The 25,173-nt window shown below is 58.0% G+C and carries 24 protein-coding genes; 9 read left to right on the top strand and 15 right to left on the bottom strand.

Annotation, left to right across the window (positions count from 1 at the left end; translation table 11 throughout):
- Positions 1-120: 120 nt before the first annotated feature.
- Positions 121-1,674 (bottom strand): winged helix-turn-helix domain-containing protein, encoded by a 1,554-nt coding sequence (locus ACKTSM_RS07110; RefSeq protein WP_407873963.1) that lies wholly within the window; start codon positions 1,672-1,674, stop codon positions 121-123.
- A gap of 182 nt (positions 1,675-1,856) precedes the next feature.
- On the bottom strand, positions 1,857-2,042 hold the full coding sequence (locus ACKTSM_RS07105) for a KOW motif-containing protein (protein WP_407873962.1): 186 nt from the start codon (positions 2,040-2,042) through the stop codon (positions 1,857-1,859).
- Positions 2,043-2,298: 256 nt separating this feature from the next.
- Between ACKTSM_RS07105 and ACKTSM_RS07100 the strand changes: the two genes are divergently transcribed.
- The 5 genes from ACKTSM_RS07100 to ACKTSM_RS07080 are packed head-to-tail and all read left to right on the top strand — an operon-like array spanning position 2,299 to position 7,292.
- Entirely contained in the window at positions 2,299-3,231 is a 933-nt protein-coding gene (locus ACKTSM_RS07100) for an MBL fold metallo-hydrolase (RefSeq protein ID WP_407873961.1), read from the top strand.
- Entirely contained in the window at positions 3,228-3,674 is a 447-nt protein-coding gene (locus ACKTSM_RS07095) for a YeeE/YedE family protein (RefSeq protein WP_407873960.1), read from the top strand. Before ACKTSM_RS07100 ends, ACKTSM_RS07095 begins: the two co-directional genes overlap by 4 nt.
- The gene (locus tag ACKTSM_RS07090; protein WP_407873959.1) at positions 3,674-4,084 is read left to right on the top strand and encodes a DUF6691 family protein; all 411 of its coding nucleotides are present in this window, start codon (positions 3,674-3,676) and stop codon (positions 4,082-4,084) included. The genes ACKTSM_RS07095 and ACKTSM_RS07090 overlap by 1 nt, the downstream gene beginning before the upstream one ends.
- Positions 4,085-4,106: 22 nt before the next feature.
- Positions 4,107-5,879 (top strand): SulP family inorganic anion transporter, encoded by a 1,773-nt coding sequence (locus ACKTSM_RS07085; RefSeq protein ID WP_407873958.1) that lies wholly within the window; start codon positions 4,107-4,109, stop codon positions 5,877-5,879.
- A 60-nt stretch (positions 5,880-5,939) separates the two neighbouring features.
- Positions 5,940-7,292, top strand: a complete 1,353-nt coding sequence (locus tag ACKTSM_RS07080; RefSeq protein WP_407873957.1) for a rhodanese-like domain-containing protein — start codon at positions 5,940-5,942, stop codon at positions 7,290-7,292.
- A gap of 482 nt (positions 7,293-7,774) precedes the next feature.
- Here ACKTSM_RS07080 and ACKTSM_RS07075 read toward each other — a convergent pair whose 3' ends face one another.
- Positions 7,775-8,671 carry a fatty acid desaturase gene (locus ACKTSM_RS07075; RefSeq protein WP_407873956.1) on the bottom strand — a complete coding sequence of 299 codons (897 nt, stop codon included), beginning with the start codon at positions 8,669-8,671 and terminating at the stop codon, positions 7,775-7,777.
- Between the two features lie 112 nt (positions 8,672-8,783).
- Here ACKTSM_RS07075 and ACKTSM_RS07070 point away from each other — a divergent pair, with 112 nt between their 5' ends.
- The gene (locus tag ACKTSM_RS07070; RefSeq protein WP_407873955.1) at positions 8,784-9,941 is read left to right on the top strand and encodes a glutathione S-transferase N-terminal domain-containing protein; all 1,158 of its coding nucleotides are present in this window, start codon (positions 8,784-8,786) and stop codon (positions 9,939-9,941) included.
- A 35-nt stretch (positions 9,942-9,976) separates the two neighbouring features.
- Here ACKTSM_RS07070 and ACKTSM_RS07065 read toward each other — a convergent pair whose 3' ends face one another.
- The 4 genes from ACKTSM_RS07065 to ACKTSM_RS07050 are packed head-to-tail and all read right to left on the bottom strand — an operon-like array spanning position 9,977 to position 13,342.
- Positions 9,977-10,279 carry a hypothetical protein gene (locus ACKTSM_RS07065; RefSeq protein ID WP_407873954.1) on the bottom strand — a complete coding sequence of 101 codons (303 nt, stop codon included), beginning with the start codon at positions 10,277-10,279 and terminating at the stop codon, positions 9,977-9,979.
- Between the two features lie 27 nt (positions 10,280-10,306).
- On the bottom strand, positions 10,307-11,392 hold the full coding sequence (locus ACKTSM_RS07060; RefSeq protein ID WP_407873953.1) for a DUF2855 family protein: 1,086 nt from the start codon (positions 11,390-11,392) through the stop codon (positions 10,307-10,309).
- Positions 11,283-12,338 (bottom strand): haloalkane dehalogenase, encoded by a 1,056-nt coding sequence (locus ACKTSM_RS07055; protein ID WP_407873952.1) that lies wholly within the window; start codon positions 12,336-12,338, stop codon positions 11,283-11,285. Before ACKTSM_RS07055 ends, ACKTSM_RS07060 begins: the two co-directional genes overlap by 110 nt.
- Entirely contained in the window at positions 12,335-13,342 is a 1,008-nt protein-coding gene (locus tag ACKTSM_RS07050; RefSeq protein WP_407873951.1) for an NADP-dependent oxidoreductase, read from the bottom strand. The genes ACKTSM_RS07055 and ACKTSM_RS07050 overlap by 4 nt, the downstream gene beginning before the upstream one ends.
- A gap of 111 nt (positions 13,343-13,453) precedes the next feature.
- On the opposite strand from ACKTSM_RS07050, the gene ACKTSM_RS07045 reads away from it, so the two are divergent.
- Genes ACKTSM_RS07045 through ACKTSM_RS07035 form a run of 3 tightly spaced genes read left to right on the top strand, consistent with a single transcriptional unit; the run spans position 13,454 to position 15,989 of the window.
- Entirely contained in the window at positions 13,454-14,524 is a 1,071-nt protein-coding gene (locus tag ACKTSM_RS07045) for an MBL fold metallo-hydrolase (protein ID WP_407873950.1), read from the top strand.
- Positions 14,525-14,532: 8 nt separating this feature from the next.
- Positions 14,533-15,528, top strand: coding sequence for a glutathione S-transferase N-terminal domain-containing protein (locus ACKTSM_RS07040; RefSeq protein WP_407873949.1), 996 nt, complete (start codon positions 14,533-14,535; stop codon positions 15,526-15,528).
- The gene (locus ACKTSM_RS07035; RefSeq protein WP_407873948.1) at positions 15,525-15,989 is read left to right on the top strand and encodes a hypothetical protein; all 465 of its coding nucleotides are present in this window, start codon (positions 15,525-15,527) and stop codon (positions 15,987-15,989) included. The genes ACKTSM_RS07040 and ACKTSM_RS07035 overlap by 4 nt, the downstream gene beginning before the upstream one ends.
- Here the strand turns inward: ACKTSM_RS07035 and ACKTSM_RS07030 are convergent.
- From ACKTSM_RS07030 to ACKTSM_RS06995, 8 genes are all read right to left on the bottom strand, one after another.
- A complete protein-coding gene (locus ACKTSM_RS07030; protein ID WP_407873947.1) occupies positions 15,986-16,840 on the bottom strand; it encodes a type 1 glutamine amidotransferase domain-containing protein in 855 nt (284 codons plus the stop codon). The genes ACKTSM_RS07035 and ACKTSM_RS07030 overlap by 4 nt on opposite strands.
- Positions 16,841-16,855: 15 nt before the next feature.
- Positions 16,856-17,272 carry a DUF1330 domain-containing protein gene (locus tag ACKTSM_RS07025; protein ID WP_407873946.1) on the bottom strand — a complete coding sequence of 139 codons (417 nt, stop codon included), beginning with the start codon at positions 17,270-17,272 and terminating at the stop codon, positions 16,856-16,858.
- Between the two features lie 57 nt (positions 17,273-17,329).
- Positions 17,330-18,253: a formylglycine-generating enzyme family protein gene (locus tag ACKTSM_RS07020; protein WP_407873945.1), complete on the bottom strand. Its 924-nt coding sequence runs from the start codon at positions 18,251-18,253 to the stop codon at positions 17,330-17,332.
- A gap of 2 nt (positions 18,254-18,255) precedes the next feature.
- Positions 18,256-18,879: a TetR/AcrR family transcriptional regulator gene (locus tag ACKTSM_RS07015; RefSeq protein WP_407873944.1), complete on the bottom strand. Its 624-nt coding sequence runs from the start codon at positions 18,877-18,879 to the stop codon at positions 18,256-18,258.
- Positions 18,880-18,914: 35 nt separating this feature from the next.
- Positions 18,915-20,162, bottom strand: a complete 1,248-nt coding sequence (locus ACKTSM_RS07010; RefSeq protein WP_407873943.1) for a DsbA family protein — start codon at positions 20,160-20,162, stop codon at positions 18,915-18,917.
- Positions 20,146-20,781 carry a hypothetical protein gene (locus tag ACKTSM_RS07005; RefSeq protein WP_407873942.1) on the bottom strand — a complete coding sequence of 212 codons (636 nt, stop codon included), beginning with the start codon at positions 20,779-20,781 and terminating at the stop codon, positions 20,146-20,148. Before ACKTSM_RS07005 ends, ACKTSM_RS07010 begins: the two co-directional genes overlap by 17 nt.
- Before the next feature lie 23 nt (positions 20,782-20,804).
- Positions 20,805-22,469 carry a sulfatase-like hydrolase/transferase gene (locus ACKTSM_RS07000; RefSeq protein ID WP_407873941.1) on the bottom strand — a complete coding sequence of 555 codons (1,665 nt, stop codon included), beginning with the start codon at positions 22,467-22,469 and terminating at the stop codon, positions 20,805-20,807.
- An 82-nt stretch (positions 22,470-22,551) separates the two neighbouring features.
- Positions 22,552-25,110 carry a TonB-dependent receptor gene (locus tag ACKTSM_RS06995; RefSeq protein WP_407873940.1) on the bottom strand — a complete coding sequence of 853 codons (2,559 nt, stop codon included), beginning with the start codon at positions 25,108-25,110 and terminating at the stop codon, positions 22,552-22,554.
- Positions 25,111-25,173: the final 63 nt, after the last annotated feature.

The following is a 25,173-nucleotide window of genomic DNA, read 5'->3' as shown; positions in this document are numbered from 1 at the left end:
TGGTCCCCCTCATCTCTCGAGCCAAGGGATAGGACCGGGCAGCCACGAAAACCTGATGGAAAAGCTTAGGAATTTCTTATGGCCGCCCCGGCGCGCGGAAAATGCTTGTCTTTCAGTTGCTTAATTCGCGTCTGAAAGATCCATTCCCGCCAATTCCAGCCCGCGCGCAAACAGGTCCTGCAGCTCGGGCGAGCGATAGGTCCAGCGCTCAATCGCCTTTTCGCGAAAGCCGGTGAGGTCATCGCCCCACAGCGCGAGCATTTCGCCAAGTGCTGCCTTTGCCTCGTCCTCGCGTCCCATGAGGCCAAGCACAATCGCGCGCACATAAGGGTCGGCGTAATAGAGCGGCATCTGCACCATCTCTGCCCATTCGATCGCGCGCTCGTAATCGCCTGCAATCAAGTCGGCAAAGATATGCGCGAAGCGATACCAGCCCGGATGATCGGGGTTGAGCGCCATTGCTCGCAAGCTCAGCTCGACCCCGCGCTCGCGGTCGCCGCCATAGGTCATCATGATCCCGATCATCGCCATCGCATCGGAATCGTAAGGGTTGAGATCGATCGCCTTGTTTGCCGCGCTTTTGAACGAGCCATATTCACGGCGGAAGAAGTGCACCTCGGCAAGGCAGAACTGGGCATAGGCGTTGCGCGGGTCGATCTGGATCGCGCGGCGAGCCATTTCCAGCGCGCGGTCGGTGCTGCCGGGAAGCGGGTTGAACTCGTGCTTGTGCTCCTCGATCGCGATATAGGCCGATGCCGCCCAGACATCGGCGCTGCCCGGCGCGTGTTCGCGCGCACGTTCAAGCGCCTCGCGCGTTTCAAGATGGTCCTCCTCGTTGACGCGCTCCTTGAACAGGAAGGTGCGCACCACCGCTTCGGCCGAACCGAGCGCCGCGTCGGACTTGCCGCTCGCGATTCCCGCAAAGGCGGTCGCCATCATGCGCCCGTGCTGATCGCCGAGCGAGGCGATGATGGTGTGCGTGATCGCCTCGATCGCGGCATAGGGATCGCTGCTGTCATCGAGCGGGGCTTCGTAGGTGCGCGACCAGATGATCGCTTCGTCGAGCTGGTCGATAAGCCGCACGGTGATCTTGATCTGCCCGGACGATTGCCAGTGGCGCCCTTCGAGCCGAAAGCGCGTTTCGGAACTGGTGCCACTGGCCCTTCGCGGCCGCAGCCAGGAAAAGCGCGAAAGCCCGTCGGCAATTTCAGCGCCGATATCGAGCAGCGGAGCCTCGCCCGCGCTTGTGAAAGGCATGATGCCGATCGAGGTGAGGTGCTGGCCGGTTGCAAGCGCCGGCGGAGGCGCGGGGGCCTCCTGTGCGAGCGGGCGAACCGGCTCGGCCAGGCGATAGCCGCGCTTTGGCACTGTCTCGATCAGGTTGCGCTCCACCCCGCAGGACCGGATCGCCTTGCGCAGTAGTGAGATCGCCCGGCTCAGGCTCTCATCGGAACCGAAACGATTGCCCCAGACCCTGTCGATCAGGTGACCGCGCGAAAGCACCGCGCCCGGCGTTTCGGTGAAAGCGACCAGCAGTGCCGCGACCACTGGCTCCAGACGAATGGTGTGACCATTGCCTGAAATCTCGGCGGCGTCGAAATCCGCGGTGATAGGGCCGATGTTCAGCCGACCCTGTTCGGAATCCGCGTTCTCGCGCTGGGGAGCCATGGTCATGAACCAGGATTAACGCCTTGGAAGCGGTAAGAAAAGGCAGGTGGCGAAATCCTTGCAAAGCGCCTTGACGCGCGTGTTCGCAAAGCCGTGGCAGCAAGGTTGCAAATCGGCATTTCGCGCGAAAAACAGATTTTGTGATCGACGGGTTTTGATGGCGGGGGAAGAATCGCGCGATTAGCGGGTCAGGTCTTCACAACGTTTCTGGCAAGCGTCTTGAAGCGCCCTCCCCCATCCTCTCGGACCGAAATCGTAAGATTGCCGCCAGCACTGCGATTGAGATCCTCGACCGTCCCAGCCCGGCCCTTGTGCTTGCCGCCCACCACCTGACAGTGGTCACCATTGCTGACGTGACATGACAGATCGGTCATCAACTCGCCTCCAGGCTGACAACCTAAGCGAGAAATCTATGAATTGGTAGCGGGGGAGGGACTCGAACCCCCGACACGAGGATTGTGATTCTAACGGAAATTAGGCGTAGACGCGTCAATATGGACAGGTCCGGCCTGACAGCTTGCGAACCGATCTTCGGTGCGTCACCAATTGCGCAAAGCGCTGCTTCCTTTCGACACACGAAACGATGCGGCAGATCACGCGTTATCCGAGCGAAAGGAAGCAGCAAAGTTCATGACTGACACCGACCACTCACTCCTTCGCGCCACCGAGATTATCAGAAGGGCTAAAGCCGAAAAGGCCCAGCGCCCTTCGATCGCGGGCTTCTTCGATGAGGCGACGAACACGGTCACCTATGTCGTGCACGACCCTGCGACATGCGAAGCAGCGATCATTGATTCGGTGCTCGATTTCCAAGCGGCCTCGGGCCGCACTTCGAACGGATCTGCCGATCTTGTCGTCGAATATGTCCGCAAGCACGATCTCACGGTCACCTGGATCCTCGAAACTCATGCCCATGCCGACCACATCTCCGCCGCGCCTTATTTGCAGGAACGGTTAGGAGGCAAGCTCGGCATCGGCCGCGACATCATTCGCGTGCAGGAAGTGTTCGGCAAGCTGTTCAATGCCGGCACCGATTTTGAGCGCGACGGTTCGCAATTCGATCAACTGTTCGACGACGGCGACTGCATCTCCATCGGCTCGATCGAGGGGATCGCTCTGCATGTCCCTGGCCACACGCCCGCCGATATGGCTTTCATCTTCGGCGATGCGGCCTTTGTCGGAGACACTGTTTTCATGCCCGATTTCGGGACCGCACGCGCCGATTTCCCCGGCGGCGATGCGGGCGAGCTTTACCGTTCGATCCGACGCCTGCTCTCGTTGCCAAACGAAACGCGGCTATTCCTGTGCCACGATTACAAGGCGCCGGGCCGCGATGAATATGCCTGGGAAACCACCGTCAAGCAGCAGCGCGAGGAGAACGTCCACGTGCGCGATGGCGTAACCGAAGAAGAATTTGTCGCGATGCGCACGGGCCGTGACAAGGAATTGCCGATGCCCAAGTTGATCATGCCCTCGGTCCAGGTAAATATCCGCGGCGGCCGACTTCCCGAACCCGAGGAGAACGGGGTGAGCTACATCAAGATTCCGGTGAACGCGGTATGATGCTGCCTGGCTTTCCCGATGCCGCCCCGCTCGCAGGACTTGTCGGCGGGATCATGATCGGTCTCGCAGCGGCGCTGATGTTGCTGGGCGCAGGCCGTATCGCCGGAGTATCTGGCCTCGCCGCGCGCGCCTTTGGCCTGTCCGAAGGTGGTCCGCCACGCGGCGCGGCTTGGGCCTTCTTGATCGGCCTGCCGCTCGGTGCGCTGATCGTCGCGCTGGCATCCGGCGGAATCGAGGCGCAATTCACCGGCTATGGCCCTATCCTGATCGCAGGGCTGCTTGTCGGTGTCGGAACGCGGATTGGCAGCGGCTGCACCAGTGGGCACGGCGTGTGTGGGGTCAGCCGTCTGTCGCAGCGTTCGATTGTGGCCACCGTCACTTTCATGGCCGCCGGGATTGCCACGGTCGCGGTGATGAACGCGGCTGGATGGGAGGTGCTGTAATGCGTGCACCCGTTATCGTCTCGCTCGCTTCGGGCACCCTGTTCGGCGCCGGTCTTGCCGTCGGCGGCATGACCAATCCCGCGCGTGTGCGCGGCTTCCTCGACATCTTAGGTGATTGGGACCCGACCCTCGCCTTCGTCATGGGGGGTGCCCTGATCGTCATGGCGATCGCCTGGGTCATCCAGCGCCGGATGGCGAGCCCTGCCTTCGCTGGCGAGTTCGCGCTTCCCGACACGAGCAATCTCACCCCGCGCCTCATCGGCGGTTCGGCACTCTTCGGGATCGGCTGGGGGATTGCCGGGCTGTGCCCCGGTCCCGGCTTTGCCGCCCTCGCGATCGAGCCTGCCAAGGCCGCAGCTTTCGTCGTCGCCATGCTTGTCGGGATGGGCCTATCCCGGCTTGCCCCGTAACTGGATCGGAAATTTGGCATAAATGACAAAGGCCGGCGAACTGCTTGCGCGATACATGCCCATCTTCGAATGGGGTCGCAGCTATGACCGAACGGTCCTGACCAGCGATCTGACAGCGGCGGTGATTGTCACGATAATGCTGATCCCGCAAAGCCTCGCCTATGCGCTGCTCGCCGGATTGCCACCGATTGTCGGGCTCTATGCCTCGATCCTGCCACTGGTCGTATATGCGCTATTCGGCACCAGCCGCACGCTCGCGGTTGGCCCAGTCGCAGTGCTCTCGTTGATGACGGCCTCTGCCGCCGGCACAGTGGCCGCACAGCGAACTGCTGAATACCTCGAGGCCGCCATCACGCTCGCCGCCTTGTCGGGCGTGATGCTGACAGTGCTCGGCCTCTTGCGGCTTGGATTTCTCGCAAACCTGCTGTCGCACCCTGTCATCAGCGGATTCATCACAGCGAGCGGTATCCTGATCGCCACCAGCCAGGTGAAGCATATCATCGGGGTGAGCGCGGGCGGCGACAACTGGCCCGAAATGCTCGGCTCGCTCGCCGTAGCGATTGGCGGGATCAATATCTGGACGCTCGCCATCGGCGTCCCTGCCCTCGCCTTCCTGTTCTGGGTGCGCAGCGGCTTCAAGGCCACCTTAATGAGGCTTGGCGTGCCGCCCCGCCCCGCAGACATTACCGCAAAGGCCGGTCCAGTGATCGCGGTCGTTCTTACGATCCTTGCCGCGATCGCCTTCGACCTCGAAAAAAAGAACGTCGCGCTGGTCGGCGAAATCCCGTCCGGACTACCACCGTTCGCCGTTCCGTCCACCGACCTTGCGCTGATCGAACAGCTCTGGGTGCCCGCGCTGTTGATCTCGATCATCGGTTTTGTCGAAAGCGTTTCGGTCGCTCAGACGCTTGCTGCCAAGCGTCGCCAGCGCATTTCGCCTGACCAGGAGCTGGTAGGCCTTGGCGCATCGAACATCGCAAGCGCCTTTTCGGGCGGCTACCCGGTCACAGGCGGCTTCGCGCGCTCGGCAGTCAACTTCGATGCTGGCGCGCAGACGCCAGCGGCAGGAGCCTTCACTGCGGGCGGGATCGCCTTGGCCTCGCTTTTCCTCACCCCGCTGCTCGCATCGCTACCGATCGCAACGCTTGCCGCCACGATCATCGTCGCCGTGCTCAGCCTCGTCGATCTCAAGACCCCTGCCCAGCTCTGGCGCTATTCCAAGGCCGATTTTGCAGCACATATCGCCACCATCGCGATCACGCTCATTTACGGTGTCGAGATGGGCGTGATCGCGGGCGTCACCGTGGGGCTGCTGCTCTACCTGTGGCGCGCCTCGCGCCCGCACGCCGCGATCGTAGGCCGCGTGCCGGAGACCGAGCACTTCCGCAATGTCGAGCGCCATTCGGTTTTTACCGTGCCGCACGTCCTTTCGATCCGGATCGATGAAAGCCTCACATATCTCAACGCCCGCTGGCTCGAGGAATATGTTCTTGAACGCGTTGCCGACCAGCCCGAAGTGCGCCACGTCATCCTGATGTGCAGCGCAGTGAACGAGATCGATGCATCTGGCCTCGAAAGCCTCGAGGCGATCAATCATCGCCTGTTGGATGCCGGAATCGGCATGCACCTTTCAGAGGTGAAGGGGCCAGTGATGGACCGGTTGAAACGCACCCATTTCCTCGATGAACTTAACGGCAGGGTCTATCTCTCGCAGAACCGCGCCTTTCGCGAATTGTCACGCGATGATGGCAAGACGGCCCCTCCAGCAGACGACCTTGCGCGCGGCATGATCTGACAAGCGATTCAGCGGAACCGGGCGCCTCCATTTGTCATTGACGAGGCAAGGAGGACGCCAATGATACTCGAGAAAATCAAGACCCCCGGCCTTTCGCACCTTTCCTACCTGATCGGATCGGGCGGGCAGGCCGCCGTCATCGACCCGCGCCGCGACTGCGACATCTATGTCGAGAAAGCGCGTAGCGAAGGACTGCGGATCACCCACATCTTCGAGACCCACCGCAACGAGGACCTTGTTTCGGGCGCACCGATACTCGCCGCAATGACCGGCGCCGAGGTCTTACACGGACCCAATGCGGACGGAGATGTCGTCTATGCCCGGACCACGCACGACGGCGATAGCCACAAGATCGGTCAGCTCGAGATCCGCACGCTAGAGACGCCCGGCCATACATTCGACCATTGCGCCTACGCGATCTTCGACAGCGAATACCCTGACAAGGCGGTCGGAGTGTTCACCGGCGACGCGCTGTTTGTCGGCGATGTCGGCCGAACCGATTTTTATCCCGATCGCAAGCGCGAAGTCGCAAGTCTTCTTTACGATTCGCTGCGCAAGATCTGCGATCTGGGCGACCAGGCGATCATCTATCCCGCTCATGGCGCAGGCTCGGTCTGCGGCTCGGGCATGGCCGAGCGCGAGTTTTCGACCGTGGGTCATGAACGGCGCAACAATCCCCTGCTCCAGATAGCCGATCGCGAGGCTTTCATCGAGCGCAAGGTCAACGAAAATCATTACCAGCCGCCCTATTTCCGGCTGATGGAGCACCTGAACCTGGTGGGCGGCGAGTCAGCACCGCGCGTGCTCAAGCCCCAGCCGATGAGCCTTGGCGAACTGTCGTCATGCGATGCCGACAAGGTGATCGATGTCCGCGAGCCGCTTGCCTACGCAGCGGGGCATCTGCCGGGCAGCATCAATCTGCCAGTCGGCATGATCCCGGCCTTCGCCGGATGGTTCGTTGCCGAAGGCGAAAAGCTCGCGTTGGTGGCTTCTTCGCATGACCAGCTTTCGTCCTCGATGGAGCATCTAGTCAGGATTGCGCTCGACAACATCGTGGGGGGTTATGTCGGGGTGGTTCCAGCTGCAGCCTCGGGGAAAAGCATGCGCTCGATCCCGATGATCGGCACGGAAGAAGTCGAACGCCGTCTTCAGGAAAAGTCCGGCGACTGGACCCTGCTCGACGTGCGAGATGCGGACGAGCGGCAGGCGCAGGCGATCGAAGGATCTCGCCACATTTACGTCGGCGAGCTCCACGAAAAGTGGAAAGACCTCGATCCCGGCCAGCGATATACCCTCATGTGTGCAAGTGGTATGCGTGCAACCGTTGCCGCTGGCTGGCTCGATGCGCATGGGTTCGACCAGCTAGACGTCTACCTGGGTTCGATGGGCGCCTGGAAGGCAGCGCATTCTTGATCGGTTTCTCGCTAAGGCAGCCAATAGCCCCCGTTCCAACTCACCCATGAGGTCTACGTCCTTCCCGGCCTTGTGAGACGGTGGACATCGGACCATTATCGGCTGGTTCGGTTGAGGACCGGCGTGAGCAATCGCCCCACCGGTCTTGTGCCTTGGGCATGTCAGAATTTTGGTAGCGGAGGAGGAACGTATAGTGAACTAATAACTATATGAATTTCAGATAGAAAACGGAATTTGGCGCTCTGAATACCCCCAGCGATACCCCCAGAAGCTGGACTTTGCGCCAAGTCGTTTGTTCCCAGCGGCCAATTGATCCGGCGGGTAACGGATGACCGCCGCTCACCTCTCGCTCGGGCAAGATCTTGAAGTTGGAATTGAATTCAGATGCAGTGTGGGCCTGCTACGATCCAACAGCTCTCTCGTGCGTGGAACTTGACCATAGATCGCTGCGGAATTGAGAAGATAAAGCTCGTCACGCGGTCTCAAGGCCGCCGCGTTTTTTTGGGTTTAAGCGCGAAAGTATCCACGATCGCCGGGTTCTTCGACGCGTGATAGGTCCTCCGCGCATTCCAGATCTTGAAGTTCCGATAAAACGGCACGGTCGGATAAAGATGGTGGACGAGATGGTAGTTCTGCGAGAGCAGCGCAGGCGTCAGTAACCACTCCATGCCCACCCGGTTTGACGTGCACCGATAGCGGTCCTCCTTCGCACTGACCTCATGTGGGTGGTGAGGAAGGAAATCGAACACGAACACGATGAATAGCTTGGCGAGCCGTGTCGGTAGTAAGAACAGCAACAGATACAAGTCCAGCCACCCAAGCAGCGCCATCACTGTGACGACTCCAATCGCAGAGACCAGCGACAGGGCAAACTCGACCTTCTCCCTCTTTGGCCTCCTGCGGAAATTCTCCCGCTTCAGATAATTGCTGAAATAGACGAAATCGATGGTCAGCCATCGGAGTGGCAGAAGCCATGCCGGACCGCGTCCACAATAGGTATCCGGATCCTTTTCGTGATCGTTCGTGAACTTGTGGTGCTGCATGTGGATGAAGCGAAACAGCACGAAGAACGGACCTGGTTCGAGCAGCAGCATCGCGGCCCGCCCCGCCCAATCGTTCACCTTCTGGTTTGAGCTCACAGCGCTGTGGGTCGCGTCGTGAGCCACGGTGAAAGCCATGTACGAAGCGCCCGTGTTGAACAGGATTGTCCAGAGCAGAGGTAATGCTCCCTCGACATAAGCGAAGGTCGAAAGACTGAAGATCGCATGCGCGCCAAGCAGAAGCATGATGGTGGGCCACGCGACCTTGGGTCGCTTGATGAGCGCCTTGAACAGCGCGGGATCATCGGCCTGCAAGACGTTGGTGGGGTCTTGACTCATTTCCAAGGTCCGTTGCGATGTTTGACCAAGGTCGCCCATTGACTGAAGCAATCTATTTGCACTATTAGTGCCATAACATGCAGAATTGGCAATCACAAGAAGAGACTGAAACTTGACCTACACGCTCTATGGAATGGCCGGATCACTCTACACGGCAAGGGCGCGGTCCTACATGCGCATGCATGCTGTGCCTTTTGCTGAAGTGAAAGCCGGCAGCGAGGAGTTCACAGGCGAGATCGTCCCGCAGATTGGTCGCTGGATCATACCCGTGATCAAAACCCCTGAAGGCTCGATCGTTCAGGACGGCGCAGACATTATCGATCACTTGGATGGGGCTGGGTTCAGTAAGAACCCGATCTATCCTGCTGACCCTAAGCTGCTGACCATAGCGCACCTGTTCGAGATATTTGGATCGCACGGTCTCCTTCGCCCTGCGATGCATTATCGCTGGAACTTCGACGAAGTGAACCTGCCGTTTCTGCGAGAAACCTTCCGCGATGTGCTCCCATCGGGCCTTCCCAAAGAGGCAGAAGATGCAGCTTTCCTACACGCCAGCGGCCGCATGAGAAAGGCGGCCGAAGTGTTCGGGGTCAATCCCCAAACCTACAAACTAGTCGAGGGGAGCTACGCCCAATTCCTGTTGCTCATGGAGCGACATCTGAGAGAATATCCTTTCATTCTCGGGGGCCATGCAACCATTGCCGACTACGGCTTGATCGGCGCGATGTATGCTCACCTCGCCCGTGACCCTGTTCCATTGCGGTTGATGCAAGTCAGTGCTCCCAATGTGTTCCGCTGGGTCGAGCGAATGAACATGGCCGAAGTCTTCGTGGACGAGGCGATGGCAGTCTCCAAAGGCCAATTGGCGACAGGCGAGGACCTGCCCGAGAGCCTTCTTCAGCTCATGCGCTACATCGCTGACGACTACCTTCCTGAAATTGCGGCGCATGTGGAGCGCGCCAACAGTTGGCTGGAGCGTCATCCGGAAGTCGAAACAGGGTCGCCAACCAACAACAAGTCGATGAAGAGCGGCATTGGATTGGCACCATTTGAATGGAGAGGCGCTTCAATCGAAACGGTCGTCATCCCTTATCGTTTCTATCTCCTGCAACGGATGCAGGATGCGTTTAAGCGCCAGCCGCAGGACGACCAGGCTGCAATCCGCAACGTATTTGAAAACACAGGGCTCGGAAACCTATTCAGCCTGCGCACTGGCCGCCGGATGGAGCGCCAAGACAATCGAGAAGTCTGGGGAGACATCCAAGAATAAGCGGCGACCGCTCTCTCTACTCCGTAGAACAGCGCCTAGTTGCGTCTTGCCGCTGCAAGCTCGCGTGCTGTCACCACACCATCTGCATTCTTGTCCACCCTCTCAAATGCAGTTCCATAGGCGCCAAGGCGGCGCACCATGCCTGCACGACCCAATCCATCTTCTGCATTTGCATTGATGAAATTTCTGAACTCTGCCCGAGTCAGCTTCCCGTCTTTATCTTCGTCCGCCTGCTGGAAATTCTCTCGCGCCTTGGCTTGGTCGTCAGCTTCTCCGTTCGCCAGCAAAGGCGAGGCAAAGAGCAGGGCGGAGGCAGCAACAATTTTAGAGATTTTCATAAGGCCATCTCCTGCATAGCGAGAATATCAAAGCGAAATCATGATCCCGCGATTGGGCGAGACCTTGTTGTCGAGCATATCGCACCAGATTTGAGCGACATCGTTTGAACCTGAGATGGCTTCAACCGCAATCTGATCCGAGATCGATTTAGCAATCGCTGCGCCTGCCTCGGAGCCACGCCGCCAAATCTCACCCTGGCCCCACTCCGCATCGCGTTTCGCAATGTGGCCGGGTGCGAAAAAAAACTTCGGCTTAGCGCCGGGTAGGTCTTTTGCGCGTCCCCGCTCAGCCTCCCAATGAGTCGCACCAACGATGCAGCTCTCCACCATGTTCTCGCCAAACAGATGATGCAGCTTGCTGGTGAGCGGACCATCGCCAGACATATCGACCCAAGCGGTAGGCACACCCGCATCGATCGTGGCTTCATCGCCATATGTCACGATCTGATCGCAGCAATTGAGGTTTTCGACAAAACCAACGCTACGCGGTGAAGTCAGTCCTACGATTGTCTTTTCGAGCGCCGGATCGTTCTTGAGCAGATGCGCGAGACCAAAGCCGGTTTTGGACGACACCGAGCCGATCACGATCTGCTTCGCACCGAAAAACTCGTTGTCGATCAGATAGTCATAGAGAACAAAGGACGTCACGAAGAGCGGGAAGAGAAGGCAACGCTCGTTCTCAAGAGACTTCAGATAATCTGGCTCTCCCGCAGTGCGTAGATATTGGTTGTAGAGTGCGGGCAGCGCAGCGCGATGTGGGCTTCCATCCATAAACAAGTCGGCGGCCACCTGGCCGGGTTGCAAAACGACCTCGTTTGCCATCGGGAAAAAGCCATAGAGCCGCTCACCCTCCGCGATTGCGTCACTGCGCGATTCCACCACATCTGCCATGGCCCAGCCCGGAACCTTGCCCCACTCGCCCTCGGCTGGAAAATACTTCCAATAACCGATCATCTCGCCCGACACGGCGTAACTGACGTTGTTGGCTGTCAGCCCCATCTTATCAACGCGAACGCGGATTTCGCCTACGCCTAGCGCTGCTTGCTCTGCTTGGACGACCTTTGTCCGACGAAGATTGGTCCGATCCACCCAAAGCTCGGTCGTTTTGGTCATTGGAGTTTCCTTCGATGGTTTTTAGGAACGCGATGACTTCGCGACCATATGCTTCTGGAATGTCCTCAAGAAGGAAGTGGGAGCCTCCTTCGAGAATAACCGGTTCGTAGTCGCGCGTTCCGGGGATGGCTGGACGAACGCTGTGATAACCTTTGGGCGCGACCTGATCCTTATCTGAGAAGAGAGTCAGGAATGGTTTGTCGAAGCTCTTGAGCTTTTGCAGCGCGCGCCAGTTCTCAACCAGCATCGGATTGTCGTTGCGCGTCGGTAGCAACTGCGTGAACTGGCGATTGCCTGTCAGATATCTTTTGTCTGGATAGGGTGCTGCAAATCCTGCGACATCCTCCGGTGGCATGTCTTTGAGGGTTATCCGGCTAAGCGTTTTCCAATGCTGCCAGTTCTTCCGAAAGCGAACGTAAAGCTGGAAGGCCCGAAGCATTCCGGCGCCCTTTCGCGCCATCTTCTTGACCGGCTGATCTGGGTCGCACACTGGGAGACCAGTGTTGGACAAAATGACGCTGGCGACGCGGTCCTGATAGTCAGCAATTGCGCGCAGGCCGATGATACCGCCCCAATCGTGCAGGATGAAATGCGCATCTTTCAATCCAAGCTTCTCAAACACAGCCTCCTTCACCCAGGCCTCGTGCCGAGCAATCGTGTAGTCACTCATCTGCGTAGGCTTGTCTGAGCGCCCCATCCCGATGAGGTCGATAGCGATGGCGCGATAGCCGTTCTCCGCCAAGACTGGGATGAGCTTTCGCCACATGTAGCCCCAAGTCGGATTGCCGTGGATCATCACCACGGGCGGGCCGGCTTTTGGTCCCTCATCGACATATCCCATCCGCAAGGTCCCACCCTCTTGATCGGACACGTCAACGTAACTCGCCGCGAAGGGAAAATCAGCGAGGTTCTCGAAACACGCGGCTGGTGTGCGCAAGCGGTTCATGAGGGTGCGCCCACCTTGAGAAGCAGCTTGCCGTGGTTCTCGCCCCGAAAGATCATTTCGTATGCGTCGGGAAAATTCTCGATTCCCTCAACCACATGCTCACGCATCTTTAGCCGACCATCCTTCCAAGCCGGAACAAGCCACTCGATTGCCTCGGGGATGCGGTGCATATAGTCGCGCATGGTGAAACCGCGGATGGTCAGGCTGTGCGTGACCACCGACATGAAGTTCGAAGGCCCTTTGGCTCCGGCAAAGTCGTCATACTGAGAGATGGCGCCACAAACGACGATCCGCCCTTGATACTTCATCAAGCCCAATACGGCCTCGAGCGTCTCCCCACCGACACTGTCGAAATAGAGGTCAATCTCATCCGGACAGGCATTCGCCAACGCATCGCCTACGTTGCAGTTCTTGTAGTCAATCGCGTGATCAAGCCCGAGCTCGCTTTGCAAGTAGGCGCACTTTTCTGGCCCGCCCGCAATACCAACCACGCGGGCGCCAGCCGCCTTGGCGACTTGGGCCGCAATTGAACCGACTGCACCGGACGCCGCCGAGACGACCACAGTTTCTCCCTCTTTTGGCTGGCCAATATCGCTCATGCCGAAGAAGCCGGTGTATCCGGTCATTCCAAGCCCGCTTAGAAATTTCTGAGGTGGGGCAAGCGATGCGTCGATCTTGCGCAAGGCTGCCTCGCGGTAGACACCATGGGTTTGCACACCAGTGAAGCCTGTGACCCAATCGCCTTCTGAGAACAGGGCGGACCGGCTTTGCGTAACTTGGCCGACGCCAAAGGCGCGCATAACACCGCTTGGCTTAACAGGGGGCATGTAGCTGCGCTTGTTGGTGATCCATCCGCTCATACCAGGATCAATCGATATGGTGTCGAGAGCAACTGCAACTTCACCGTCCGCAAGGTCACGCAAAGGGTCATGAGTCAGCAACCAGACATCACGGGCTGGCCCCACCCCCGGATAGTCCTGCATTCGGATCTGCGTCGCTTCCATACCGCCCTCTTGTGACACTCTCCGTGCCACTTTGCATCACAGCGGAACAATTGGCAATTGCTTTTCGACAGTAATAGTGCCATTTCTTTGAGTGGAGTTGGGAGACCGGGCTTGGCCAAGAAATTCGCAATTGGGTTAGGCACCCTGATCATTGCCGCATTCGCCGTAGCAATTGGCTTTCAGAAGCCGATTGGAGGCTGGTTATTTCAGCGCGCGGTCGAGCAAAATGCGGGTCGGGATATTATCGCGAGCCTTGATGACGGGCTGCACGTGGGTCTTTGTGGCACCGGCTCGCCGATGCCCAACCCTGAGCGCGCTGGCCCTTGCAACGTCATCATCGCGGGAGATCAGATCTTCCTTGTCGATATTGGCGAAGGGGGAAACAGGGTCTTAAATCTCATGGGCATCAACCCCGCGCAGCTTGATGGATTGCTGCTCACCCATTTCCATTCTGACCATATCGATGGTCTGGGGCCTTTGATGCTGTTTCACTGGACCCGTGGGGCGACGACCACACCGCTACCTGTTCACGGTCAAACTGGGATCGAAGCGATCATTGACGGGTTTAACGCTGCCTACGCGACCGATGACACGTATCGTATCGCGCACCACGGGGTGGAGGTGGTTCCCCCCTCAGGCGGTGGCGCAGTTGCTTTTCCGTTTGAGATGGCCGGCTCACGCGAAGTTGTTCTTCAAGAAAATGGTCTGACCATAACTGCATTCACGGTAGATCACGCGCCGGTTGATCCGGCTGTTGGCTATCGCTTCGACTACAAAGGGCGCGCTGTCTGCATCAGCGGTGACACTTCCAAGTCCTCCAATCTTGAGGCTGTTTGCGACGGCGCTGACATCATTGTCCATGATGCCTTGCAGCCAGCTATGGTCGAGCAGATGCGCGCAAGGATGCTGGAACTCGACAATCCGTTCGCAGCAAAAATCTTGTTCGACATCCAAGACTACCATGCCTCTCCCGAGGACGCTGCGGAAAGCGCTCAGACCGCTGGAGCACAGACGCTTGTCCTATCGCATCTCGTCCCGCCGTTGCCGGCTGAATATCTCTATCCAGCTTTCCTTGGTGATGCAGAAAGCCGCTTTGACGGGCCAATCGTTGTTGGCGAAGATGGCATGCTGTTCTCGCTCCCGGCCGGCGACGAAGAAATCACTCAGACCAACCTACTATGAGCGCCGATATGACCTACACAATTCATGGCGCGCTAGGGTCACCCTATTCGATGAAGATGCGCGCCCTTATGCGCTATCGGCGTATCACTCATGTCTGGGCTCACGGTGGCTATGTCCAGCAATTAGCAGCGGGCAACGGCCTTCCGCCTGTCATCCCGGTTATCGAGTATCCTGACGGCAGCGTCCGTAATGATTCCACGCCAGTGCTGTATGATCTGGAAGTGCGCCACAAGAAGCGGAGCGTTGTTCCGCCCGATCCTGCGAAAGCCTTCATCGCGCACCTCCTCGAAGACTTCGCCGACGAGTGGCTGACGAAGGCGATGTTTGGCTATCGCTGGCTCGAAGATGTCGACCAAGTGCAAATGAGCCGTTGGCTGTCTTTCGATGCGCTTAAGGGCGGCGGCCTTGATACCAGCCGGGGCATGGCCGAGCAATTCAGGGACCGCCAAGTCGGGCGCATGGCAATCGTCGGCTGTACGCGAGAGAACTTCCCGCTGATCGACGACTCAACCCACCGTGTATTGCGAGCGCTCGAAGACCATGTGGTAAACGAGCAATGGCTGTTTGGTTCCCGCCCCTCACTCGCAGAATTTGGGATCTACGGGCAGTTTTCACAGCTCGGCGTAGACCCGACGGCACAAGCGATGATGCGCGCCGATTTTCCCTATTCCTTCCGTTGGTTGCTGCATGTCGACGATGCCTCAGGGATTGAGGGCGAATGGGATGTCCCCGACGCGCCGCTCAAGCCGGTGGTCCAGCAAATACTAGCCGAGGTCGGACGCGTCTATGTGCCGTTCCTGCTTGCTAATGCCGCCGCGAGTGAAGCAAGTGAGACAACCTTCCGCATCGAAGTTGACGGCATGCCTTACGAGCAAGGCACTTTTAAGTATCAGCTCAAATGCTTGCGCGATCTTCGGTCGCACTATGCGGCCCTGAATGCAGAAACCCAACAGCGGCTTTATCCCATACTCAGTGAATCCAATAGTCTGGAGTTCCTCCAATGAACCACATCCTTGGCCGGCTATTTCCTGCCCAGTTCGACAACGTCTATCGCGGCAACAGGATCGCGCTTTGGTTGTTCTATCCGCTTACCGCCATGACCTTTTGGCGCAGTCAGCACCACATTTTCGCACCTGATGGAGGCGCGCAGACTATCGCTACCATTCCGCTGGACACCTACACGGCAGGCGGCGCGCAGGGCATCATCACGATATTCGCCCTGTGGGGCTTGGCTCAGCTCGCAATGGGGCTGGTGATGCTACTTGCCGCCATCCGCTATAAGTCGATGATCCCGCTACTCTGGCTGTTCATCTTTCTGGAGTATGGCGGGCGCCGACTGATCGGAATCTACAAGCCGCTGGAAACCGTCGGCACGGCACCAGGAGCGGTCGCGGGATACGTGCTTCCGGTCGTTGCCCTAGTGATGCTGGTCTTCGCCCTATGGCCAGAGAAGAAGGCCGACTAGGAGCCCGATTGGCTAACTAGCACCATCGCTGTGTTGGCCACTTCAGCCCCGGCATTCTGGTTCTGGCCAGTCACGAACCGCCTCTCATCATCAATGACGGTATGGTTGGCAAACATGTCCCGAAACGCGGTCTGCGATTCAAACAGCGCGCCTGCTTTGCGGAGCTCGGTTTCCGGATGATAGGGCGTGATTTCGATGCCCAGCTCTTTAACCTGCTTGTCCGTGACCCCGGTCATTCGGCGGCCAGCGATCAGTAAATTGCCTTCATTGTCGAGCGCGCGAACAAAGCCTAATGGACCGTGGCAGACGCCTGCAAGGATAGGTGCGTGATCGGCGTAGTAGGCTTCGCTCACCAAGCTTGCCAGCGCCGCCGATTCAGGGAAATCATAGGCTGGCCCCCAGCCGCCAGCGAGATAGATGACGTCGTACTCTGATACGTCGACCGCGCTTATTGGGATTGAGTTCTGAACCTTGGCCTGGAACTCCGCATCCTCGAGGAAACGCTCATCTGCTTGCGTCTTTATCATGTAGAGAAAGCTTTGCGGGTCGATCGGGACTTCGCCGCCATTAATGCTGGCGATATCGACTTCCATACCTCCGGCAAGAAACTCGTAATAGGGCTCCGTCATCTCGGATCCGAACACACCTGTCGGATCGCCAGAGGTTTCACCCGGAACATTTAGCGTGGCGTGGCTGGTCGTGACGATCAGCGCCCGCTTTCCGCTTAGGTCCACCTGCTCTCCCTCGTACTCGGGATGCAGCCCAGCCGCGTTGAGGATGGATGGCAAAGCCAGGGCAAGACCTGCGATCAAGAGGAGCGGGATGCCAGCAAACAGAGCAAACTTCTTCATTTCAAGTTTCTCCAGTTAGCTCAGCGGACGCGCTTTGGCGCGAATGTTGAGTTGGCCTGCAAGTCCAGCCGAACGATGCACAGCGATCTTCTGATATTCGGGCGACATCATCATGGTACGAAATGCTTCGAGTGAGGGGTATTCGACCAGGGCAACGGTGTCCCAATTTTCTTCCACTTCGCCGAGTAGCAGGCCTGTCACTTTGCCTGCGAAGCCCTGAGTTCCTCCAACATCGGCGATGCATTGCCCGACCGCTGCACCATAGATTGCATAGGCTTCAGCACCGCTCAGATCGGTCTCGCGGCCATCGGCATATTCGGCACGCTCTTTGAACTTGAGCAGGTTGACCATAACGAATGAGCCATCTTCTCCAGAGCCGAAGAATTCCTGCATTTGCTCTTGCGACGGTATAGTCTGGTTCACGACCTTCATTGGGTCACTCCATATTATAGCACTATTAGTGCCAATATATGAAGTGGCTAGATTTGTCTAGTTTGAAGGTGGATCGCCCTGCGTATCGACCAATCGGAAGCCAATATGATCGGTGCCAAGATCACGCTCCTGGAACTGGCGTGCGGCTGGTCTGTATCGCGCGCAATAGTTGGCTGCACATAGAAATGATCCGCCTTTGATCACGTTAACTGGGCCGGGTGCGTCGACCCTTCCCGCGCTGCTGGTTGTCCATTCCCAGACATTGCCGATCATGTCGTGGAGCCCAAAAGCATTGGGTTCAAAGCAACCAGCAGGGGAGCGTGACGTGTAACCGTCTTCGCCAAGATCCTTCGCTGGAAAGACACCTTGGTAATAATTGGCTTGCGGCGCACCCGAGGAATCTTTGGGTTCTGGCAGACTGTCCGATCCAGCCCGGGCCGCATACTCCCATTGCTCCTCGCTGGGCAGACTCATGCCGGCCCATTCTGCATAGGCCAGCGCATCGTCATAAGAAATCTGAACCACCGGATCGTTTGCTCGCCCTTCGATTGACGAAGCCGGGCCGTTCGGCATCCGCCAATGCGCGCCAACGGTCCATGCCCACCAGTTAGGATTGCCAGGGGTCGGCACACGGAACGTAGCGGATCCGGGCTGACGCATTTCAGGCGGAGCGCCTTCAATCTGCGGCGGCTCCCGTTCCGCCGTCGTTACATATCCTGTCGCTGATACGAACTCGGCAAATTGCGCATTGGTGACTTCTGTTTGGGAGATCCAAAATCCATCGACACTGACCGTTCGAGGCGGGCCTTCTTCGGGATAGAGCAGATCGTCCCCCATGACGAAACTGCCGCCTTCGACCCAGATCATTTGAGCCTCGGCAATTCCTTCACACAGTGCGCCGCTCGCAAAATCGCCATTTTCTTCTTCAGCGGCAGAACACCCCGCCAAGAGCAATATTGGCAAGAAAGCCCGACGCTGCACGATCAGTCATCCATGCGCGCAACAACGTCTGCAACCATCTGCTTCACAGCTTCAACCGTTTCGCTGGAAGACAGATGTTCATCTTCACGAAGCATCCGCCAAGTATCAAAGCTCATCGCGACTAGGATCGATCGACCCAGAGGCTTGTCTGTGTGCAACTGGCTAGGCAGAATCGAGTTCAACCGCGCCTTTTCGGTATCGTGCACCCTTTGAAAGTTCTCTTTCAGAAACTTCGAACGCTGGCGCATAGCCGTGGTAGAGATTCGATAAGGAACAGTCGCTTCATTGATTTCGCAGCGGCGTTCGATGAGTTCCATCAGGCGCTCGCGCCAATCATCCGACTTGTAGGGCGCTTCAATGATCGGCCGATAGCCCTTCATCAGGGCCGCATCTATTTCGCGATAGATGGCGTCTTTGTCTTCGAAATGTCGAAAAAGGGAGCGCAAGCCCACGCCCGCTTTCTTAGCGACATTGGCGGTACTGGGATCCGGATCACCGGCCTCTATCAAGTCCATCATCGCACGAATAATTTTCGCACGGCTCGCCTGACTGCGAGCGCGACGGCCATCGCTTGAGGGCGCCTCTGCATTCAGTGCATCGTCAATTGCAATATTGGCTTGGGCCATGCCTTCCCCTATCTGCTTGAGCTACTCAGTGGCACTCATTGTGTCACAATTCCAGCGCTTTTGCCGCGCCGTCGTATCTCCGCAGCGATGAGCCACAAGCGATCCTGGCCCCAGACGCACAGATCTTCGTGCGCCTCGCCGCCCCGTAAGCGATAGCTTGGTACACCCCACAGCCCCAGCTCTTCGCTCATCTCGATTTGGTGCCGCGCTGTCTCGTCCTTCCAGCCCTCGCTTCCAAGATGCCGTTTGGCTTCTTTCCAATCGAGTCCCGCTTGTTCAACCGCCTGCTTGAGTCCGGACTTGCTGTGAAGCGCAATGCCTTTGCGGAATGCCAGATCCAGAGCTGCCGATAGCAGATGCGTATCGCGCCCTTGCTCGCGCGCCCATGGCAGCAGCGAGTAGATTTGCCGCGTGGGTTCCCCAATTGGCGTCATAACTGGCCCAAATTCCACGCCGAGATGCTCTGCCTCTCGTTTGGTATCGAACATGATATACATGCCCTTCGCGCGTGTCGCGGGTACCCCTCGCATGATCATCGGCAAGACGGGTTTGTGATTGAGAGTAATGCCGCACTCGACCGCCATCTTTATCGTCTTGTCATAAATGATCGAAGTGTATGGGGAGTTGAGCGAAGGATAGAAATCGAGCGTTAAATTGCTTGCATCAAAACCGCTCACATCGATGCTTGGCCTGGCACAAATGTAGGGGAGTGACAGGTCATAGCACACGCCAAGGTCGCGCAGCCGTTGTTCAAGATAGAACAATCGATCCACGCCCCAATACCATTCTCCAGCATAGTAGAACATCGCGCCGGAATAGTGCCCCAGCTGTGCCAGTTTTTCGCTCCCTTGGTCGAGCGCTTCAGGACTGACTTCACCGGTGGTTGGACCAAGCTCAGACGGTCTCGCAAGCCCATAATGCGGAGCGATCAGCTCGGCATCGCGGCGCGCCCATGCATCCAACTTGGCCAGCTCGGGCTGGTTCTTGCCGCCGCTCGCGCGAATTTCATGCCGAACCAGCTCGACATCATACCGCTCACAGAAAACATCGAGGACTTGCACGGCTAGGTGCGAATAGGGATCGTCATGCTGATGGAAGTATTCGACAATGTGCGGCCGCCCGGCGCTCACCCGCATTCTTTCCGCTTTGGCACGCGCCTTGGCGCGGTTGTCCGGGTCAATCACACGATCAAACATCCGCCGCATCAGGTGACGAAGCAATGCAGGCGGATCGGTCATCATCCGGCCATTGGGATTCGTTTCCGGTTCAGGTTGCAGGGACATCCCCGCGTCTCCTTTGGATACGCCCGATTACCGCCAACCCAGCAATCGCCAGGAGGGCGAGAAACATGCCAACCATCAGCCGCACCTGTACAAAAGTGATTGTTGGACGAGTGATGAACACCTCGGTGTGCGCAAGCGAGGCAGTCTTGAACGCATTGCCCTCAACCATCTTCTCATCCGCGATCATATCGATCAGATCACGCAGAGAGCGGTAGCGCACCACCGCCACCCGATCGACATTCTCGCCGTATTTGCCGAGCATTAACCCGGCGCGCTCGCTAAGAAAGACGGGGTGCCCACCACGTTCAAGCAGCAACGGCATGACGATTGCGGCATACTTCGCCTCTGCCTCTAGCGCCTCTGGCCCTTCGGCGCGTGTTTCCAGATTGACGGCGTAGAACTCCTTGCCGTCATCATTGGGCAGCATGTCGCGCAAGTTGCGGGTCATGCTGCCTTCAGGAGTATCCTCCAATCGAACGCCGTGGAGACGCTCGACCTCAGCCAGCATCTCCAATCCCTCGTCCTCAGAAATCGGGTCGCCATTGCCACCGTACCAGATCCAGAGACCGGCGTAGATCAATCCCAGGCTGGCAAGCCAAATCCATTTCGCGCGGTTCATGGGGCTCCCTTTCGATCAGCCACTTAGTTGGGCCAGAAGATCAATTCGTCGCCTTCTTCATACTGATCGGCGAGCGTCTTATCGATCATTGCTGGCATCAATGTCGTAGAAGGATAGAGTAGTTTTCGGTCTTTATGATGCTCGTTCAGCAGGGAAAGTAGGCGCGCTGCCATCTCAGGCTGTTCATCCACTAGGTTGACCTGCTCGGTCGGGTCATCGGCAAGATTGAACAGCCAGCTCTTGCCCTGGAATTGATCAATCTGAAACTTCCAATCGCCTGCACGTACCGCCCAATAGCCTCCGCTTTGCCAGAAGATTGCATCGTCCTTGCGCTCGATTGGACCTGCTCCGGACGCCATGGGCAAAAGGTCAACACCGTCGATCTCCCTGTCGGGCAGCTGGGCTCCAGTGATTGCTGCAATCGTGCGGAAGATGTCGATATGGGTCACTGGCTGATCGACGTTCCGGCCAGCAGGTAGACCAGCGGGCCAGCGCATCATGAAGGGAACCCGCACACCGCCCTCAAACAGCGTGAGTTTCCAACCGCGATAGGGCGCATTGACCTCGGGCAGACCGATATATCCAGCCCCGCCATTGTCGCTTGAGAAGATCACGAGAGTGTTCTCAGCAAGCCCTTCTTCCTCAAGCTTATCGAGAATTTGGCCAATACTGCGATCAAGTGCGCGGATCATGGCCGCATAGACCCGCAGCCGATGCGGCTGAATGTCGCCAACGGCTTCGTAATCCTCGCGCGTCGCTTGCAAAGGCGTGTGCGGTGCCCAGTGTCCAAGGTAAAGGAAGAAGGGGCGGTTCTTGTTGGCCTCAATCGCGCGCAGAGATTCCTCGGTCCACCAATCGGTTAAATACCCGCCGGGAGCAAATGGCTCGGAGCGATTGAATGTGCCTGCGAACCGCTGCGATGCCCAAAGGAAGCGATCAATCGGATCGAAATCGACCTTGGCATTCACAACGTCCGGATCATCTTCAGGCAGATAGAGACCCTCACTCATCGTTAGGGTCTCATCAAACCCCTGACCGAGCGGATCAAGCTCTGGGCTGACGCCCATATGCCATTTGCCGATATGGATGCTGTGATAACCAGCCGGTGCGAGCATTTCAGCAAGGGTGATCTCTTCGGACGGTAGCCCTTGATCCTCATATTCCGGGCGCTGCGCATCCGCGTCGGAATCATAGTTTCCGGACGGAAGATCAGGTCTGATGTCGCCAGAAACCGAGTTGACCACGCGCCCCATTCCGGCTGGCGTTGGGGTGAACTCATAGCCTGTGCTGGTCGCATAACGGCCGGTCATCAGCATAGCGCGCGATGGTGCGCAGGTAGCGTTCCCAGCATAGCCATCGGTGAAATTCACACCTTCTGCCGCAATACGATCGATATTCGGAGTGGGCACCAGCCCCCCGGCGACCCCGCCACCAAAGGTCGAGATATCGTTGATTCCAAGATCATCGGCGAGGATCAACACAACGTTGGGCGGGCGTTCGCCGATAGGCTCCTCGGCTGACGCCGGTCCCCGCTGCCATTCGATTTGGGGAGTTTCAGCCGCAATCGCGGGCAGGTCGCGGTTCTTGACGCCCCACAAGATGAGGTCCGTCCTGAACGAGTAGGCGAGCGCTCCGAGTGCCACCACAAGTACCAGCACGCCACCGACAATCTTATGCCATCTCTTCATCGATTGACCTCAGCTTTCGAAAACGAAGAAGGGGCAGCCCCATGCGGCCGCCCCTCCCATTTTGACCGGAGTGGAGAGAAGGTCAAAATTCACCCCTTAGGGTTACTCCGTACATGCGCGGCTCTTGCGAGATGAAAGCCGATCGCGAACCGCTGCGAAGCGCTGTGTTAAAGGTCACGCCGCGCGCGGTCTCGTCGGTCAAATTGGTGACCCATGCTTCGATACCCCAGCCGCTGTCCACCTGACGCAGGCCAAGTCGCAGATTGACCGTTGTAATTCCGTCTTGGACATCAAAGGGCAGAAGCGGTGTCGAGCCAAGCGCCGCAGCCGTAGTGGGAACCGCCCGTCCTTGAGTGGATGTCCGATTGTCGCTCACCGTACGGACCTGGCCGTTGAGGAACAGGTCGATATTGTCGCTCAACGCAACCTCGTAGTTGGCTCCAACGATCGCAACGATGTCTGGCGCGTTTGTGAGGCTGAAACCACACAGATTCTGGGTCGCCAGCGGATCTGTCGTAGCAGCGCAATCATCAGGATAGCGAGCATCGGTGTAAGCGAGCGATGCGTTGAACGTGAGCCCATCAGTCGGCCGGATAGTCGTTTCCAGCTCGAAGCCCGAACTGATCGCTTGGAGTACGTTGAAGCTCTGGAACTGCGTTCCGGTAAACTCCAAGATCTGGAAGTTGCTGAAGTCCTGATAGAAGAGCGCGAGGTTGGCTGTAACCGCCCCGTCAAGGAACCGGCCTTTCATGCCAACTTCGTAGGCATCGACCACTTCGGATTCGAAGGTTGGGCTCGATGACCCAACCCCTGCGGTCGCATCCAGATTGATACCGCCGGACTTAAAGCCATGCGTGAAGCTGGCATAGAGATTCACATTGTCGAACTCGTAGCCAATCTTCGCGGTGTAGATCAGCTCATCATCTTCAAAGCGCGCATTGAACGACTGTGGGAGAGGCAAGAAAGCCGATTGCGGCAAGTCTGCTGGCGCGGTGAGCGGAAAGCACCCAAGACCAATGACCGGCCCCACGAGCGCAGGCGGAAGCGCCCCGGCTGCCGCTCGCCCTGCGAGCGAGGCACAGACCGGATTCGTGACAGAAGGCTGAGCAAAGAACCCGTCCTTGCTCTCATCCGAGTATCGAAGCCCAAGAGTCAGATCGAGCCGGTCAGTGACCGAGATGACGTTATGGGTGAACACGGAGAAGCTCTGGCTCGATTGACCAAACGCATTGTTGGCCACGGACACTGCAGGATCGAAACCGCCGGACAGGGACCGCAGCGGGTTTGCACCAAACATACCGGCCGTTGGTCCAAACAGCGTCGCACCAACAAGCGCGTCGTAATCCACGCCGAGAGACAAGGTCGGCGTACTCAAGATATCTTCGTCGGAGTAGAACGCACCAACCAGCCAATCGAGCCGACCACCAAACGCTTCGCCCTGCAAGCGCAGCTCATGCGTCATCGTTTCGATCGCAGTGGTGTTGTTATCCACCTCGAAAACATCAATTGCCGAGAAATCGGAGTCGAACGACTCATTCGCCTCATACTCACGGTAGGAGCCGACATAGATGAGATCGACATCGCTGCCGATAGGCACCTCGACTTCACCAGTGATGCCCCAGTTCTCGACATCGGCAACGGGCGCGCGGCTTAAGGAGACCAGTCGATTGTCCAGCGCCTCACGCGCAGTCGATTGGTCAAACGGACTTTCCGCGACGACCGGAGAGGCCATCCCGCCGCGCGGCCCTAGCCCCACAAGATTGAACAATCCTGCGCCCTCAATCGGCGAACGCAGCAATTCAATCGCACCGCAGCAAGAACTTTGGTCCTTGGAATAGTCCGCGATGATGCGCCCTTCGATGCCGCCGTCAGTCGCGAAGCCAATCTGACCTCGCACAAGATACCGATCGACATCATTGGTGGAGTCGAACTGGTTGCCTGCGGCATCAAGAACACCAATGAAACCGTCGCGCTTGCGGTAAGCGCCAGTCACGCGAAGTGCGAGCGAATCCTCAACCAATGGCACATTGACCGCGCCCTGCAAGCTAAGCTGATCAAAGTTTCCGTAGGTCGCGTTGACGAAGCCTCCGAACTCACTGAGATCCGGGCGACGATTTGTGATGTTCAGCGCCCCTGCTGAGGTGTTGCGGCCAAACAGCGTGCCCTGAGGGCCGCGCAGCACCTCGACACGTTCGACGTCGACAAATTCAGCCAACGCAACGCTGGGGCGTGATTGATAGGCGCCATCGATGAACACGCCGACTGCGCTTTCAAACCCGATATTATTTGAAGTTGTGCCAATACCGCGAATACGGAGCACCACACCGTTTGATGCAGCTTGAGCACGTGAGAAATTGAAGCTTGGGGCAACGCTACCAAGATCAGTGACGTCATCGATTGCTTGAGCTTCCAACTGTTGCGAACTCACCGCGGTCACAGCGATAGGAATATCCTGCACGTCCTGCGCCCTGCGTGTTGCGGTAACGATGATAACGCCATCATCAGGTTGCAGCGCTTGCTCGTCCGCGTCAGCCCCATCCTGTGCGAGCGCTGGAGCTGCCGCCAGCCCCCAACCCATCGCCGCCATCAACGCAAATTTCGATCCGCCACGACCAAGCGCACCTAGCTGTATCCGTGCCACAATACCTCTCCCTTATATCAGCATCTATCGTGCCATATTCTTTTGGCATATATAGTGTCGATT

It is taken from the genome of Qipengyuania nanhaisediminis (assembly GCF_045862805.1).
GTDB lineage: Bacteria > Pseudomonadota > Alphaproteobacteria > Sphingomonadales > Sphingomonadaceae > Erythrobacter > Erythrobacter nanhaisediminis_A.
The sequence above is the reverse complement of the archived record's forward strand: the minus strand, read 5'-3'. Positions and strand labels throughout refer to the sequence as shown.

Bases quoted from the DNA above. Each gene is read 5' to 3' on its own strand.
- ACKTSM_RS07110 (WP_407873963.1), bottom strand. From the start codon at position 1,674: ATGACCATGGCTCCCCAGCGCGAGAACGCGGATTCCGAACAGGGTCGG.
- ACKTSM_RS07105 (WP_407873962.1), bottom strand. From the start codon at position 2,042: ATGACCGATCTGTCATGTCACGTCAGCAATGGTGACCACTGTCAGGTG.
- ACKTSM_RS07100 (WP_407873961.1), top strand. From the start codon at position 2,299: ATGACTGACACCGACCACTCACTCCTTCGCGCCACCGAGATTATCAGA.
- ACKTSM_RS07095 (WP_407873960.1), top strand. From the start codon at position 3,228: ATGATGCTGCCTGGCTTTCCCGATGCCGCCCCGCTCGCAGGACTTGTC.
- ACKTSM_RS07090 (WP_407873959.1), top strand. From the start codon at position 3,674: ATGCGTGCACCCGTTATCGTCTCGCTCGCTTCGGGCACCCTGTTCGGC.
- ACKTSM_RS07085 (WP_407873958.1), top strand. From the start codon at position 4,107: ATGACAAAGGCCGGCGAACTGCTTGCGCGATACATGCCCATCTTCGAA.
- ACKTSM_RS07080 (WP_407873957.1), top strand. From the start codon at position 5,940: ATGATACTCGAGAAAATCAAGACCCCCGGCCTTTCGCACCTTTCCTAC.
- ACKTSM_RS07075 (WP_407873956.1), bottom strand. From the start codon at position 8,671: ATGAGTCAAGACCCCACCAACGTCTTGCAGGCCGATGATCCCGCGCTG.
- ACKTSM_RS07065 (WP_407873954.1), bottom strand. From the start codon at position 10,279: ATGAAAATCTCTAAAATTGTTGCTGCCTCCGCCCTGCTCTTTGCCTCG.
- ACKTSM_RS07060 (WP_407873953.1), bottom strand. From the start codon at position 11,392: ATGACCAAAACGACCGAGCTTTGGGTGGATCGGACCAATCTTCGTCGG.
- ACKTSM_RS07055 (WP_407873952.1), bottom strand. From the start codon at position 12,338: ATGAACCGCTTGCGCACACCAGCCGCGTGTTTCGAGAACCTCGCTGAT.
- ACKTSM_RS07050 (WP_407873951.1), bottom strand. From the start codon at position 13,342: ATGGAAGCGACGCAGATCCGAATGCAGGACTATCCGGGGGTGGGGCCA.
- ACKTSM_RS07040 (WP_407873949.1), top strand. From the start codon at position 14,533: ATGACCTACACAATTCATGGCGCGCTAGGGTCACCCTATTCGATGAAG.
- ACKTSM_RS07035 (WP_407873948.1), top strand. From the start codon at position 15,525: ATGAACCACATCCTTGGCCGGCTATTTCCTGCCCAGTTCGACAACGTC.
- ACKTSM_RS07030 (WP_407873947.1), bottom strand. From the start codon at position 16,840: ATGAAGAAGTTTGCTCTGTTTGCTGGCATCCCGCTCCTCTTGATCGCA.
- ACKTSM_RS07025 (WP_407873946.1), bottom strand. From the start codon at position 17,272: ATGAAGGTCGTGAACCAGACTATACCGTCGCAAGAGCAAATGCAGGAA.
- ACKTSM_RS07015 (WP_407873944.1), bottom strand. From the start codon at position 18,879: ATGGCCCAAGCCAATATTGCAATTGACGATGCACTGAATGCAGAGGCG.
- ACKTSM_RS07010 (WP_407873943.1), bottom strand. From the start codon at position 20,162: ATGTCCCTGCAACCTGAACCGGAAACGAATCCCAATGGCCGGATGATG.
- ACKTSM_RS07005 (WP_407873942.1), bottom strand. From the start codon at position 20,781: ATGAACCGCGCGAAATGGATTTGGCTTGCCAGCCTGGGATTGATCTAC.
- ACKTSM_RS07000 (WP_407873941.1), bottom strand. From the start codon at position 22,469: ATGAAGAGATGGCATAAGATTGTCGGTGGCGTGCTGGTACTTGTGGTG.